We start from the raw sequence: 16222 nt of genomic DNA, 5'->3' as shown, positions 1-16222 counted from the left end.
AATGAATAAAACCATACTAAATTATATTACTGATGAATTATTAAATGAAACCTTGGAAGATATCTTGGAGGTAGATGATGATTTATTAGGTGGTGGGATTTTGGACTCTATGGGAATGATGAAACTGATTCTATTTATTGAAAAAGAATTTGATGTTAAGGTGCCCCCAGAAGATATGATTATCGAGAATTTTATGACTGTAAGTCATATAACAACATACTTAGAAAAAAATAAAGCTTGATTGAAGAAAACAACATAAAGAATTTCGAATTGACACAAAGTCAATTGGCCATATATATGGGTCAGCTACTAAATCCTGAAGCACCCTTATATAATATGGTTCATACTTTTGAAATCCCTTTATCCATTGATATTGAAGCGTTTCATCAAGCTTTTCAACTTGTAATAAATGAGTCAGATGCGTTAAGAACTCTTTTCTTCCAAGAAAACAATATTCCATATCAATCAGTTCTTTTAAATCTAAAATATCAATCAGAAATAATTGACTTTAGTACAATTAATGATCGACAAGTCGTTGAAAATTGGATTAGCGAAAGAAGCCAAGTTGTTTTCGATTTAACTAAAAATGTTTTCGATTCTGTATTAATAAAAATAACAGACAGTAAGTATTTGTGGTTTTTAAATATTCATCATCTAGCTACTGATGCTACGGCTTCAACAATTCTTTATAAAAGTACCCTAGAAAATTATTTTTCTATTTTAAAGGGTGAAGAACTTAGTTTTTCACTACCATCCTATTCCGATTATCGAGCTTTCGAAAAAGAACAAAATTCTCTTAATGATAATAATGAAGCCAAACAATATTGGGAAGAAAAAACAAAGTCGCTAAGTAAAGTACCTGAGTTATATGGCCAGAGAACAACAGCATTAACAACTAAATCCGAACGGGTTTCTATTAGTTTGGGTTCTATTAGATCACAAAAATTAAAAGAATTAGCTACAAGACAAGATATTAGGTCCTTCACACCCAATTTGACACTTTTTAACATTTTCTCAACATTATTATTTACTTATTTATATCGTATTAGCGGTCAAAAACAACTCGCAATTGGTGCGCCAGCACAAAATAGACCGTCCAAGTCATATAGAAGAACACCAGGTCTTTTTATAGAAGTATTTCCGCTAGTTTCCTCAATGGTTGATGATGATAGCTTTCTAACGGTACTAAACCGCGCGAAAATTGAAACAAATAATTATTTAAGATATGCCCAGCCCGGTTTAGTAACACGCGAAATAAATAAAAGTTTTAATACCGTATTAAACTTCATAAACGCAAAATTTGAAGATTTTGAAGGTATACCTGCTAAATCTAATTGGATACATCCAGACCATTGCGACCCTGCCCATCAATTACGTTGTCATGTATACGATTTTGATGATTCTGGTGAGATAAAGGTGTTTTTTGATTTAAATGAAAGTGTATTCAATACAGCGTTGATAAGAAATGCACCTGAACATTTTTTGAAAATCGTTGATGCTTTTATTACCGATGTAAATCAACCTATAGCTTCTGTAGCCATGACAACAGATGCGGAAAAGGAAAGCTTATTAGTAGATACCAAGGATAATATTTTAGAAGATTCGATTATCTCAGATTTCGAATCGCAAGTTGCTGAAAATCCGGAAACGATAGCCATAAGGTTTAAGAATCAAAAATTCACGTATTCTGAAATCAATAATAAAGCAAATCAGCTTGCTAATTATTTAGCAAAACAAGGAGTTAGCAAAGGAGACATTGTTGCAATACATTTAGAACGCAGTACTAACTATATTACAAGTGTTTTAGCCACCTTAAAATTAGGGACAACTTTTGTTCCAATATCTTCTGAACAGCCTAAAGAAAGAGTGCAATACATATTGCAAGATTCTAATTGTAAAGCTCTTATTTCAAACACAGTACTATTGCGCAAACTTGAATCTAAAAACATCAATTTAATTAATTTAGATGATTCAACTGAAGACGTTGAAAATCAGACTACTACACACAAATCAAAGGTTGCAGAATTAGATTCTATAGCGTACATAGTCTATACTTCTGGATCAACTGGGAAACCCAAAGGTGTAATGATTTCGAATGCCTCGTTAGCCAATTATATAAATTGGTCTAAAGGTTATTACGCACATAAAGATTCTTATGTATTTCCGTTATGTACTTCAATAGGATTTGACTTAACTATAACTGCTACATTCTTACCATTAGTTACTGGTGGTGAACTTATAATATATACGGAAAACTCAAATGGACCCGATATCTCGATACTTCAGGTAATTGAGGATAATTTGGTAAACAGTATTAAACTGACACCATCACATTTAACTTTAATTCAAGAAAGCGTCTTAAGCAATTCGAAATTAAAATTAATGATTGTTGGCGGTGAGGACTTTAAAAGTTCATTAGCCAATAGTATTCAAAATTCAATAGGAGATGATTTAAGAATATTTAATGAATATGGCCCTACTGAGGCCACTGTTGGATGTATTGTAAACAGGTATAATTCTGATGTACACATTGAAACGTCTGTGCCTATAGGTAAGCCTATAATGAATATGTCGGCTTATGTTTTAGACGGTTCTTATAATTTAGTGCCAAAAGGAGTAATTGGTGAATTATACTTAAGTGGAACTGGATTAGCGAAAGGTTATGTCCAAAATACAAAACTAAGCAATGAGCGGTTTTGGGTAAACCCTTTTCAACAAAACGCCAAAATGTATCGCACAGGTGATTTAGTCCGATTTAATGAAAGTGATGAACTTGAATATCTTGGTAGAGTTGATGAACAAGTTAAGCTTAATGGTTTTCGAATTGAGCTATCTGATATTGAGGCCAATTTAAACCAACATCCTAAAATAAATAATGCCGCTGTTGTTCTCATGGACTCAGAAAAAAAGGAAGAATCCAAAGATGTAATCAACTGTAAAGAATGTGGACTTCCATCCTCCTACCCGAATATTGATTTTGATGACAACAATGTTTGCCATTTGTGCAATTCGTTTAAGGGGTACAAGGAGAAAACAGATAAATATTTTAAAACAGAAGAAGATTTAATACAATTACTTAGTTCTAATAAGAATGCTAATCGCAAATATGATTGCTTATCACTATTAAGTGGTGGAAAAGATAGTACCTACGTATTGGCAAGACTTATCGATATGGGTTTAAATGTTCTTACGTTTACTCTTGATAATGGATATATTTCTGATCAAGCTAAGGCCAATATTACAAGAATTACAGAGAAATTAGGTGTCGACCATATTTATGGAGAAACGCCACACATGAACAAGATTTTTGTTGATAGTCTACACCGACACAAAAATGTTTGCAATGGTTGTTTTAAAACCATTTATACACTTAGTACAAAAGTTGCTTTAGAAAATAATATCCCATTTGTGGTAACAGGTTTATCAAGAGGTCAATTCTTTGAAACACGCCTTACCGAAGAGCTTTTCTGGGATGAAGATGCCGATGGAACAACAATAGACGATACCATATTAGAAGCCAGAAAATTATATCATCAAGAAGAAGATGCTGTTAAAAATCACTTAGATACGTCTATGTTTAGTTTGGACAGTACTTTCGATAAAGTTCAATATGTTGATTTCTACCGATACAGTGATGTTAGCCTTACTGAAATGCTTGTCTTTTTAAAAGAAAAAGCAGGCTGGGTAAGACCAACAGATACCGGTCGTTCTACTAACTGTCTAATAAATCAGGCCGGAATTCATGTTCATAAAAAAGAACGAGGATATAGTAATTATTCTTTTCCGTATAGTTGGGATGTGCGTTTAGGACACAAAAATAGAGACGAAGCCCTAGAAGAAATCAATGAGCACATTGACGAAGATGAGGTACATCGAATGCTTGATGAGATAGGATATAAGAAATCTGATTTAGATAATAGAAAAAAACAATTGATAGGTTTTTACAAATCAAAAGAAAAAATTCCTTCTGTAGATTTAAAACTACATCTTGCTAAACAATTGCCTGAGTATATGCTTCCATCAAAGTATAAACTTTTAAAAGAGATGCCCTTAACTAAAAATGGCAAAATAGATAAAATTGCACTGCGTGCTCTTTCCGACTTACAATTGGAATCGGACGTGGTATATGTTGCACCTACAAATGAAATTGAAGAATTGGTAGAAGGTATTTGGAAAGAAGTTTTACAAATGGACCGGATTGGAATACATGATAATTTCATATCATTAGGCGGCCATTCATTAGCGGCCATTAGGGTTACAGCACGAATAAATGATGAATTACAAACTAACTTTGCATTGAATAAAATTTTTGAGTTGCCAACAATACAAGAATATGCGGTATATATTGAATCGCAATTAATGGAATTATTACAACAATAATTGACAATGAATTACAGCGGTACACAAATACAATTTAATACTAAGTGGATAAGGTTTAGTGCCTTGTTCATGAGTATATTGTATTTGACGAACCCCATTCATCGCCCTTTAAATATTGCAGTGCATGAAATACTCGTTCTTTTTGAATCTCCGAATAAGGTGATGAGTCATGAAAATGATTTTGTTGAATATGCTACAGAAAAGGTTGAACACCAGCATGAGGTAATGCAATTAGATTCTGGTCATACTCTTGTAGATTTTATTACTCAATTTTTCGAAACATCAAATGAACAAGAATCATCGAATAAAACACTTCAGAAAATAGTTAAGATTGATAAGCATATTGTGTATTACGAGTATGAAATTCAATCATTCCAAATAATAAATCATTCAAATATTTTTTGGTTCCCTCAACAAAAATCTGATAAGGGATACCTAAGTGAAAATATTGAACCTCCTCGCCCACTCTAGTCTTAGAGCAGATAGCAAGTTTATAAAACTATGCTATGAATATCACTATTAAATAAACAAAGATAAATCGACGATAAAAACACATCGAGTGGTTTTACGTCTCATAATATATAACAGATGAGAAATTATATCTTTCACATAATACTCTCCTTTACTTTCATTTCTAGCGCATATGCCCATGAATTATCTGGTACAGTAACTGCTGCCGATGGAAAGCCGATAGACGGCGTTGGAGTATATAATAAAACAACTGGTGGTTATACATACACGAATGTTTCAGGTTATTTTGAGCTTGATGACATATCAATTGACGACCTAATTTTCTTTTATAGCCTCGGTTATAAAACTCATGAATTAACAATTAAGGAGTCACTTTTAGATGGCAATTTAGATATTGTACTAGAAGAAGCTGCTGTTTCATTAGATCAGGTTGTTTTAGTTTCTAAAGTGAACGCCATGAGTAATTTTGTAAATGTAGATGTTAAGGCAAATCCTGTAAAATCATCTCAAGAAATTCTGAGAAAAATTCCAGGTTTAATTATCGGACAACATGCTGGCGGTGGAAAAGCAGAACAGATATTTCTAAGAGGTTTCGATATTGATCATGGTACCGATATTGCGATTGATGTTGATGGTTTACCCGTTAATATGGTGTCTCATGCACATGGTCAAGGATATGCAGATATGCACTTTATTATACCCGAAACTATTGATAATATTGATTTTGGAAAAGGAGCTTATTATGCTGATAAAGGAAACTTTAATACAGCTGGTTATGTTGGTCTTAAAACAAAAAAGAGTATTAATGATAACCTACTTTCAGTTGAAGCAGGAATGTTTAATACACTTCGAACTGTAGGAATGCTCAAACTCACTGAAAGTGAATTTAGCAACGCTTATGTTGCTTCTGAAATGGTGCTTACAGATGGTGCTTTTGATTCTCCTCAGAATTTTAATCGTCTCAATATTATGGGGCGGTACAATTATAATAATCGTGAAAATCAAGATTTGAGTCTTACCCTTTCACATTTTCAAAGTAAGTGGGATGCCTCAGGCCAAGTTCCACAACGGGCTATTGACCAAGGGTTAATTGGTCGTTTTGGAGCCATTGATGATACTGAAGGTGGCAATACTAGTAGATCTAATTTTTTAGTAAATCACACGCGTCAACTTAATGAGCATTCAAAAGTTAGATCAAAGGCTTATATCTCAAAATATGACTTTGAGCTTTTTTCTAATTTCACATTTTTCTTAGAAGACCCGGTAAATGCAGATCAAATTCGTCAAAAAGAAGACCGTACAATTATTGGTGCAGAAACAGCATATGAACATTCAATTCATATAGGTGATCACGATTCGCAATTAAAATATGAAGCAGGAATCGGTTTCAGATATGATGATGTCAATGATGTGCAGTTATCTCGAATTAAAAATAGAAAAGAACTTTTAGAACGTTTAGCTTATGGTAATGTAGATGAAACCAATGGTTATGGCTTTTTTAATCTGACGTACAAAAAGAATAAATGGACAATAAACCCAGGGTTACGCTTAGATTATTTTAAGTTCGATTATGAAAACCTCTTAACGGAAACATATGATAGTAAAAGTCAGGATAAACTTTTTGTTGGTCCTAAATTAAATGTGCTTTTTGCAGCTTCTCAAGCTGTGCAAATTTTCGGTAAAACAGGAATTGGTTTTCATTCTAATGACACCCGTGTAGTTATTGCCAATGATGCTGATGAAATTTTACCTGCGGCTTACTCTTTTGATGTGGGAGGTATTTTTAAACCTACAAGCAAAATTGTAATTAATGCTGCTTTATGGAATCTATTTCTAGAACAAGAATTCGTTTATGTTGGTGATGCTGGTATTGTAGAACCTAGTGGTAAAACAAGACGATACGGTGTGGATTTTGGTGTTCGATATCAATTAACAGATTGGCTTTATGCTAATGGCGACATTAATTATACATATGCAAGAAGTACCGAAGAACCAGAAGGAGCAGATTATATTCCATTAGCACCAGACCTTACTTCTTCCGGAGGATTATCATTTAGAGATTTAGGTAATTTATCAGGTGGGTTGAATTATCGATACATTAAAAATCGCCCTGCAAATGAAGATAATTCAATTATTGCCGAGGGTTATTTTGTAACCGATATGAACTTAAATTATGCATGGAATAATTGGACGTTTGGAATTATAGTAGAAAACCTATTTGATACGAAATGGAATGAAACTCAATTTGCTACAGAAAGTAGATTGTTCAATGAAGCAAGTCCGTTTGAAGAAATTCATTTTACACCCGGTACTCCATTTTACTTAAGAGGAAAAGTATCGGTAAGTTTCTAATTCTGTATTTTTGAACAAAATTTAAAAGTGCATTTTAAAGAAAATATCATAGCATTAGCAACAGGTTCAGGTGCTGGTGCAATTGCAATTATGCGCTTATCGGGTGAAGATGTGATCTCTTTAGCCGATAAGCATTTTAAATCTGTACGTGGTAAAAAGTTAGCCCAACAAAAAAGCCATACTATTCACTTAGGACATATAATGGATGGGAACAAAACCTATGATGAAGCTTTAGTTTCTGTTTTTAAAGGTCCGAATTCTTATACCGGTGAAAATGTAATTGAGATTTCTTGTCATGGATCTCCTTTTATACAACAACAAATTTTACAATTATTTCTTTCTAATGGATGTAGAATGGCTCAAGCGGGTGAATTTACATTGCGAGCATTCTTAAATGGTAAAATGGACTTAAGTCAGGCCGAAGCTGTTGCCGATTTAATTGCTTCTGAAAATGAAGCGAGCCACCAAATAGCAATGAATCAAATGCGAGGAGGGTTCTCTTCTGAAATAAAAAAACTGCGTGAAGAACTATTGAACTTCGCTTCATTAATTGAACTCGAATTAGATTTCTCTGAAGAAGATGTTGAATTTGCCGATCGAACCAAATTTGAGAAATTATTAGTGCATATAGAACAAGTTTTAAAAAACCTTATCGATAGTTTTGCCATTGGTAATGTGATTAAAAATGGAATTCCGGTTGCAATAATTGGTGAACCTAATGTTGGAAAATCGACATTACTTAACGCATTATTAAATGATGACCGCGCTATAGTTTCAGAAATAGCAGGTACCACTAGAGACACTATTGAAGATGAAATTGCTATCGGAGGTATCGGATTTCGTTTTATTGATACGGCAGGAATTCGAGACACTTCAGATGTTGTAGAGAGTATTGGAATTAAAAAAACATTCGAAAAAATTGAGCAAGCACAGGTTATTGTTTATTTAATTGATAGTTCAGAATTAACAGAAGAACGACTTTCTTTATTAGAAATTGAAATTGCCAAAATAAAGAATAAACACCCGCAAAAGCCTTGTATAGTAATAGTCAATAAAATAGACCAATTAAGTTTAGAAAAGCATACAGTTATTAAAAACAGACTAGCTGATGCCTTATTCTTATCTGCAAAAAACAAAACTGGACTAGAAGAGTTAAAACAAAAATTAGTTGGTTTTGTAAACACTGGGGCCCTAAGAAATAATGAAACTATTGTCACTAATAGCCGTCATTACGATTCATTATTAAAAGCCTTATCAGAAATAGAAAAAGTACGATTGGGCATGTCTGAAGAACTTCCTAGCGATTTATTGGCCATCGATATTCGTGAAGCACTACACTTCTTAGGTGAAATAACAGGGCAAGTGACCAATGATGAATTACTAGGGAACATATTTGCTAATTTCTGTATCGGAAAATAAATATGTTTTCCGATAATTATCTCATTTCTTCTTTTAATTGATTTTCAAATAGTTAAATAAATTTTGCTTACCTTTAGTAACCTATAATTATATGATTGTAATACATTTAGTACACCTCAAGTACACCTCATTTCATTTTTTTAGCAACGAGGTGTACTAAAGTACACCTCGTTATGAAAATAAGCTTAAAAAAGAAAAAACTCGCAAGTGGAAAGACTAGTCTTTATATAGAATACTATAAAGGTGGTGTAATTAACGGAGCTGGAAAAAAAGTCCACAATAGGGATTTTGAATATTTACAACTCTATTTAATAAACAACCCCACTCCAAGCCAAAAGAAAGACAATAAAGAAACACTTAAATTAGCTGAGAATATTCTAACGCTTAGAAAGGCTGATTTCATTCAAGGTAAACACTCAATCAAGAATAAACAAAAAACCAAAAACCTTTTTTTGGATTATTATGATAAACTAAAGGAAGAACGCTATGAAAGCAAAGGCAATTATGACAATTGGGATGCCGCACTTAAACATATAAAACGGTATTGTCCACCAAATAGAACATTAGGTGAAATCGATGAGGAATTCATCAAAGGATTTAAACGCTATTTATCTACAGAAGCAACTACAAAAAGTGGCACTCCCCTAGCCCAAAATTCAAAATACACCTATTTCAATAAATTTAGAGCTGCAATAAGAGAAGCTTTTAACGATGGATATCTAGATAAAAACTATGTAACAAATGTTAAAGGTTTTCAAATGGGTGAATCTAAACGAGAGTATCTCACCCATGCTGAACTGCAGGCCTTGGCAAAAGCAAATTGTAAATATCCAGTTCTTAAAAACGCATTTCTATTTAGTTGTTTAACAGGTCTGCGTTGGAGCGACATCAATAAAATGAACTGGAGTGAAGTAAGGGATGAAACCAATGGAACTAGAATTATTTTTCGACAGCTAAAAACTGATGGTCTGGAATATCTTTATGTCTCTGAACAAGCTAGAGAACTTATGGGAGAAAGAGGTGATGAAAGCGGACGAGTTTTTGTAGGATTAAAATATGGAGCTCACTTTAATGCTCAAATTCTACGGTGGTGTATGAATGCGGGAATAACCAAACATATTACTTTTCATAGTGGAAGACATACGAATGCTGTATTGCTATTAGAAAATGGCGCGGATATTTATACGGTATCAAAAAGACTTGGTCACAAAGAACTACGGACAACAGAAATTTACGCCAAAATCGTTGATAAGAAAATGAAGGAGGCGGCTAACATTATCCCAGAATTAAATTTTAATTTAACATGACATATTATAAAACTACAATAATCATTAGGGCAATATTGATTGCATATGTGATACTTAGAATCCTATTATTATATGTTAAGTACTATATAAAGCACATGTTAAACGAAAAAACTGGATGGAGCAAGTATGTAGATAAGCCTCGTCTTCTTTTTTATCAAATTGGTTTAATTTTTATTGCCTTTTCATTTTATGACTTTATGGAAAATTTTGAACTAAACAGTTCATGGCAAATTTTAAGACATGTTACTTGTTGGGTATTTTTAACATTAGGAGTACTTATTTGTCATTCCACATGGACAAAATGGTTTCGTAAAAAATTAATTCCAAAACTGAGAAAAAAAATAAAAGCTAAAGCAAACTTTAATTTAAAAATATCAGAACAACAACTACTTTCACTTTTCAATAGCTTAATAAAATATAATGTGCTAGATGAAGAACAAACAAAATTTACCACTTTCCAAAAGGTGTTAATCAAAAACTGGGATAGTCACAATGACTCAATATATTTCAAGTTAGACGGACCAGGTATAAACGAATTTTATAATTTGTTAAATGAGAAATTTCCAGTCAATTCCTTAAGTATTAAAAAATTCATTTCAATCTCAGGAGTTATTAAAGGCCCTAATAAAAAGCTCTTTAAATACGGCACTATCATGGCCGCTAGAAGACGAACTACGAAATCAAAGTATTCAAAAGAGCTGAAAATGGCTTTTTCAGAAATTTAATGTCCATATAATCGTTTAATTTGTCTTTCAACACTATAAAATACACTTTTCTTTTCCCTGCTTATTGTATGTTTACCCCAGTATTAACTTACTAAAAACAACTGCGCAGTTGTTCATTATTAATCTCTAATATAATAGATAATGGACAGTATTAAAATTGATGAACGTCTAAGTAGAATCGAAAATTTACTACTTGGCACAAAAAAGGTTTTAACCTTTGATGAAGCATGTGACTACACAGGCATCTCCCGAAGTTATATGTACAAGCTAACATCAGCAAATCTGATTAGTTTTTCAAAACCTAACGGCAAAATCATTTTCTTTTCTAAGGAAAAGCTAGATGCATGGCTCTTATCCAATAGCAGAAAATCTGCTATTGAAATAAGAAAAGAGGCAAATGAGTATGTATTGAAAAACAATCGATAAGTTTTCAATATGGCTACTAAAGAACATAGCGGTCTGTACTTAGTCAAGGAACAAAGAAGGCCTACAATTTATGATGAAACATATGAATACTTGTTTGGCAAGTATATCATCAATTACAATGAGATATCCCATGATTTCGAAATTTCAGTTTTAAACAAACAGAGTTGGTATGACTTAAATCTCAATTCTCTACTCATTGAGCTAGCGCAAGTGGGCATTCAAATAAGCACACGTAAACTTGAGATATTGATTCGTTCGGAATTAATACCAAAGCATAATCCAGTTGAAGAATATTTCGAATCTCTAGAAAAATGGGATGGTCAGGACTACATTGGAAAACTAGCATCCTATGTGCCAACTTATGACAATAAAGCTTTCTTATATCATTTTAGGAAATGGTTGGTACGAGCTATTAAATGTGCTCTTGAACCAAATTACTTTAATAAACAGGCACTAATCATAAGTCATAAAGGGCAGAGTTCAGGTAAATCAACTTGGTGCCGTTTTATTTGTCCTCCGGAATTAGCAAAATATATGGCCGAGGATATCAGTAATGATAAAGATGCACGCATACAATTGTGCCGGAACTTTCTCTATAACCTTGATGAGCTCGCGGTACTTTCTAAAAAAGATGTAAATGCTCTAAAATCATTCTTCTCAAAGACATTCATTAATGAACGTTTGCCCTATGACAGAAAGAATACAACGCTTCCAAGAATCTGTTCTTTTTTAGGTTCTACGAACATGTCGTCATTCTTGAACGACGAAACCGGTTCTGTGCGTTGGCTTTGTTTTGAACTAATGGATAAGATTGATTTTGCCTATTCCAAGGATATTGAAATCAAGAATGTTTGGGCACAAGCTTATCACCTAGCCTACCACGATCCCAATTTCAATCCTGAGTTAACGCTGAAGGATATCATGGAGAATGAAGAGCGTAACAAGAAGTATACAAAGCTTACGACAGAACAGGAGCTCATTGCAAAGTATTATGAGAAATCCAACGACATAGAGGATTTTGTTACTGCATCTGATGTGCTGGTGGCATTATCATCTTTAAACTTGCGACTGAACCAAATTAATCTTGGTCGTGCCTTGTCAGGATTCAACTTTCAAAAGGTGAAGCATCCTAAGCGACAGGTATATGGATATTTGGCTAAATCCCTTTTTGAGGACTCTCCTTGGGAGATGGAATTATCAAAAAAGAACAAATAGTACTTACCTAATTACCTAGAGAATTAAAATGCCTTATAAACAGGGCTAACACTTTAGGTAAGATATATAACCCCAATGCTACCTAGGTATTACCTAACCTACCTTTTAGTATAGGATGGGTAAGATGTTTTTAAAGTTTACCTAAAGCACAAGCCCTTACAGGTCTTGACTTAGGTAAGAAGGTAGGAGAAATTAACTAAAATAAAACGCTGATGAAAGAAAAAAGAATGACATGCGATAGAGCCCGCAACATTTGCCTGGTCTCTACCTTGGCAAATTTGGGGCACTATCCCACTAGAAAAACGGTAAAAGAAGCTTGGTTTCTAAGTCCGCTAAGGCAGTCAGAAACCGAAGCATCTTTTAAAATATCTCTGACATTAAACAGATGGTATGATCATGGAATAGGAAAAGGAGGAAATACAATTGATTTTCTGGTATTGTATTTAAAAATAACTGTAAAAGAAGTTCTTGCATATTTGAGCAGTGATACATCTTTTTCTTTTCACCAGCCGCCAATTCAAATTGAAACAGCAAAGAACACACAAATAATAGAAACGCGAACCATCTGTCATCCTGCCCTAGCCCAATATTTAAAAGCAAGAAAAATATCCCTTGCAATTGCTAAGAAGTACTTAAAAGAGGTCCACTTTAAAAGAGGTAAAAAAACATTCTTCGCTTTAGCTTTGGAAAATTATTTAGGTGGTTGGGAGCTTAGAAATAAGTTTCAAAAGACATCGATTTCGCCAAAATCCTTTACACATCTCCGAAAAGAAAAGAAGCAGCTGGTACTCTTTGAAGGCATGTTCGATTTACTATCATTGGCGACCATAAAACCAATTCTTGTACATGAATCTGATATATTGGTTTTAAACTCGATAGCATTCTTAAAAGATATTGATACGGTACTCCGCGCTTATGATACTATTCTACTTTATCTGGATAATGATAATGCTGGTGACTCTGCAACAATTAAGTTGACACAACGATTCAAACAGAGTATCGACCATAGAAATGAATACAAAACGTATAAAGACTTGAACGAAAAATTAATGTTATGGAACTAGGACGCAGTTATGACCCAAGGAGATTAAAATTAGAGGGAAGGGAGCTAGAATTAAAAAGAAAAAGAGACATTGAACTTGAACTTGAACAAAGGTTAAAAAGAGAACATGGCCCTAAAATTGAACTGGAGAGGTACCATGGATTTAAGCTCGAACTAAAGCAAGAAAGAGAGGGGTTGACTATTCAACAAATATCCTTGTCAGATGTATTCGATTTAAATAATAGATCTATATCAAAAAATCGTATTGACTATGGTGAAGAATCTGTTGATGATAATTCTGATAAGAATTCAAGAGGTGTTTTTGGGGACACAAAATTTACGTCAAACTCCAATTTTGAATCCCCAAAAGACCTCTTGCCTGCTCCCGATGGTCGCAGGACAAAAAAAGAAAAAAATAAAGGAAAAAGTCAACTTGTAAAATTCAGATGTACAGCTTATGAAAAGAAATTGTTAATGGCTAAATCGAAAAGGTGTGGAATCTCATTGAGTGAAATGGTACGTAGGTCTGCATTGGAGCAGACAATATCTGAGCGTTTCTCTGAAGATGAAATTGAGCATTATAAAATGTTGGTCAAGTACCATAATAACTTTAAGTCAATAGGAAATATGTTTAAAGGGAAGAATAAAGGCTTAACAAAAATGGTTTATAGTGTGGCTAAAGAAATTAAAGAACACTTAAAAAAGTTTAACCAATGATAAGCAAAGGAAAGTCTATCTCCCATACAAAAGCCTCTATGGGGTATGGGTGGAATCAAGAAAAAAATGCTGAAGTTGTTTTTCGCCAATACTTAATAGGTGAAAATCCTATTGAGCTAACAAGAGAATTTCAACGTATTCAAGCTCGTAATCATAGATGTAAAAGAAATACTTTGTCTTTTATAATTAGCCCAACTATTAAAGATGGTCAAAAGATGACGATAAAAGACCTGGAGAAAGTAACCTCTAAATTTATTGAACAAATGAATATCGGAGAACGACAAGCCATTGCATTTGTGCATAATGACAAGGCCCACAAACATGTGCATCTCTATATTAACCGCATAGATTTTATGGGAATTGCCTATAACGATAGTTTTATAAGTAAGAGAAGCCAACATGCTGCTGCGCAAGTAGCAGAAAATTTGAAATTGACCACAGTTAAACAGGTGCAGTTTGAAAGAGACTTTGACACTAAAGAACTTAAAAAGGAAATTTTTCGCAGACACGAACTCACTTTAAAACAGTTTAAACCTCGAGACTTTGATGAATACATTAATGGCATACAAGCTAATGGGATACAGATTAAATCTGTGATAAATAAGCAAAATCAACTGCAGGGATTTCGATTCAGGTTTGATGGTATAGATTTTAAAGGAAGTGAAGTAAACCGGAAAATGAGTATTGGAAATATTGGTAAACGAATTATGCAATACACGTCATTTGAGCAATTGGTTTCTAACGAAAACAAGGTACAACTAGACTGTAAGCGTATAGAAATATCAAAAAAAATGACTCAATTATTAGCCAAAAAGAAATTACAACGAATTATACAAAGGGGAATAAGAATATAAACTGAAGCATTATGAGCAAACTTGAAATAATTAGTGAATTATTGGTAAATGAGTTAACCGACTTTGAAAAGGATGTAACTCGACTTGAAAAAAGTATAGTAAAGGCTGAAAAACTACAAGTGAAATTCGATATTACACCAGTTGAAGGTCTAATTCGTCAATTACAAAGCCATGCAAGGCAAGAAGAAACCACGAGAAACGACTATATACAAAACCTGCAACAAAACTTACAGCATGCTAAAATATACCCAAATTGGGCTGTCATTTCCTTTTTTGCCTTGATAGCATTAAGCTTTATTTTGTGTTTTTATGTTTATACGGTTAAAACGGAAGCTGATGAAAATGAAAAAATAGCCTATCGAAAGGGAGAGGCCGCCACTGCAAAGCACATCAACCTATATTTTAGTGAGAACCCGAAAGTATTAAAACAGTACAAAAAATGGGCTGAATCTAAATAATATACTTCATAGTAGGTGCGCCCTATCCGGTTTTTGCTTAACGTTTATCTGTGGGAATACTACAAAAACCGGACAGGATCCATGCGCATTTAAATTATGGTAAGATTTGGGGTAGTTATATCACAAATTTAAGTTGTAACTACAACAGAATAAACTCTATACAGAAGGAGTGATTTGTATAGAGTAGCCTTTATTTGAACTTTGGTTACCAATTTGAAGTTGTTGTTCAAGGTAATCATTGATAACTAAGTACCGAAAAACGTTGGTTTTATGATACACTTTCTAAACTTCTGTTAAACAAATCGCCACCATTGATTATTTTTGTAATTTTGCAATTCACATGAAAGAAACCCTACATAAAGGAACTTCGATGTTATTGGCACTTATTGTGCTATTATCCACCATGTCTTTTTCTGTGGATATGCATTACTGTGGTGACCATTTGGTAGATTTCAGTATGTTCGACAAGGTAGACACCTGCACGATGAAAGCAGAAAAGTCGAAAGACTCTAATTCCTGTGAAGTTATGGAAATGGAGACCGAGACAAGCTGTTGTTCCGATATAGAAGTTACAATTGAGGGTCAAGATGATTTAAAAATCTCATTCGACAACCTTACTTTTGAACAGCAACAATTTGTTTATTCTTTTGCTTATTCCTTTATAAATCTCTTTGATGCGGTAGACGAAAATATAACTCCGTTTAGAGACTATATCCCGCCTCCACTATTACGGGATGTTCAAATTTTAGACCAGACTTTCCTTATTTGATTATTAGACAGTATTAAGTGCGTCCTACGATAACTATCGTTTAGGGCTCAATTTGTTGTGTTTGTTTTTCTGTTTTCTAGAATTTCA

The 16222-nt window shown here is 33.5% G+C and carries 14 protein-coding genes; all 14 read left to right on the top strand.

Annotated elements, in window-relative coordinates; translation table 11 throughout:
* Position 1: 1 nt before the first annotated feature.
* Entirely contained in the window at positions 2-241 is a 240-nt protein-coding gene (locus UH7x_RS16430; protein WP_482361009.1) for an acyl carrier protein, read from the top strand.
* The gene (locus UH7x_RS16425) at positions 238-4380 is read left to right on the top strand and encodes an amino acid adenylation domain-containing protein (protein ID WP_482361008.1); all 4143 of its coding nucleotides are present in this window, start codon (positions 238-240) and stop codon (positions 4378-4380) included. Before UH7x_RS16430 ends, UH7x_RS16425 begins: the two co-directional genes overlap by 4 nt.
* 69 nt (positions 4381-4449) lie before the next feature.
* Positions 4450-4851, top strand: coding sequence for a hypothetical protein (locus tag UH7x_RS16420; protein WP_482361007.1), 402 nt, complete (start codon positions 4450-4452; stop codon positions 4849-4851).
* Positions 4852-4968: 117 nt separating this feature from the next.
* Entirely contained in the window at positions 4969-7203 is a 2235-nt protein-coding gene (locus tag UH7x_RS16415) for a TonB-dependent receptor (protein WP_482361006.1), read from the top strand.
* A 90-nt stretch (positions 7204-7293) separates the two neighbouring features.
* On the top strand, positions 7294-8622 hold the full coding sequence (gene mnmE, locus UH7x_RS16410; RefSeq protein WP_482363621.1) for a tRNA uridine-5-carboxymethylaminomethyl(34) synthesis GTPase MnmE: 1329 nt from the start codon (positions 7294-7296) through the stop codon (positions 8620-8622).
* Between the two features lie 173 nt (positions 8623-8795).
* Entirely contained in the window at positions 8796-9929 is a 1134-nt protein-coding gene (locus UH7x_RS16405; RefSeq protein WP_482361005.1) for a tyrosine-type recombinase/integrase, read from the top strand.
* 95 nt (positions 9930-10024) lie between these two features.
* A complete protein-coding gene (locus tag UH7x_RS16400) occupies positions 10025-10654 on the top strand; it encodes a hypothetical protein (RefSeq protein WP_482361004.1) in 630 nt (209 codons plus the stop codon).
* A gap of 141 nt (positions 10655-10795) precedes the next feature.
* Positions 10796-11080: a helix-turn-helix domain-containing protein gene (locus UH7x_RS16395; protein ID WP_482361003.1), complete on the top strand. Its 285-nt coding sequence runs from the start codon at positions 10796-10798 to the stop codon at positions 11078-11080.
* Positions 11081-11290: 210 nt separating this feature from the next.
* Positions 11291-12295, top strand: coding sequence for a virulence-associated E family protein (locus tag UH7x_RS16390; protein ID WP_482361002.1), 1005 nt, complete (start codon positions 11291-11293; stop codon positions 12293-12295).
* 212 nt (positions 12296-12507) lie between these two features.
* The gene (locus UH7x_RS16385; protein ID WP_482361001.1) at positions 12508-13359 is read left to right on the top strand and encodes a toprim domain-containing protein; all 852 of its coding nucleotides are present in this window, start codon (positions 12508-12510) and stop codon (positions 13357-13359) included.
* Complete coding sequence (mbpA, locus tag UH7x_RS16380; protein ID WP_482361000.1) at positions 13350-14054, top strand: mobilization protein MbpA; 705 nt, start codon at positions 13350-13352, stop codon at positions 14052-14054. Before UH7x_RS16385 ends, mbpA begins: the two co-directional genes overlap by 10 nt.
* The gene (locus tag UH7x_RS16375; protein WP_482360999.1) at positions 14051-14908 is read left to right on the top strand and encodes a relaxase/mobilization nuclease domain-containing protein; all 858 of its coding nucleotides are present in this window, start codon (positions 14051-14053) and stop codon (positions 14906-14908) included. The genes mbpA and UH7x_RS16375 overlap by 4 nt, the downstream gene beginning before the upstream one ends.
* An 11-nt stretch (positions 14909-14919) precedes the next feature.
* The gene (locus UH7x_RS16370) at positions 14920-15366 is read left to right on the top strand and encodes a DUF6730 family protein (protein ID WP_482360998.1); all 447 of its coding nucleotides are present in this window, start codon (positions 14920-14922) and stop codon (positions 15364-15366) included.
* Between the two features lie 340 nt (positions 15367-15706).
* Positions 15707-16135, top strand: a complete 429-nt coding sequence (locus tag UH7x_RS16365; RefSeq protein ID WP_482360997.1) for an HYC_CC_PP family protein — start codon at positions 15707-15709, stop codon at positions 16133-16135.
* Positions 16136-16222: the final 87 nt, after the last annotated feature.

This window comes from Aurantibacter sp. UH7 (assembly GCF_056839165.1).
This window is presented reverse-complemented; position numbering and strand designations above follow the sequence as displayed.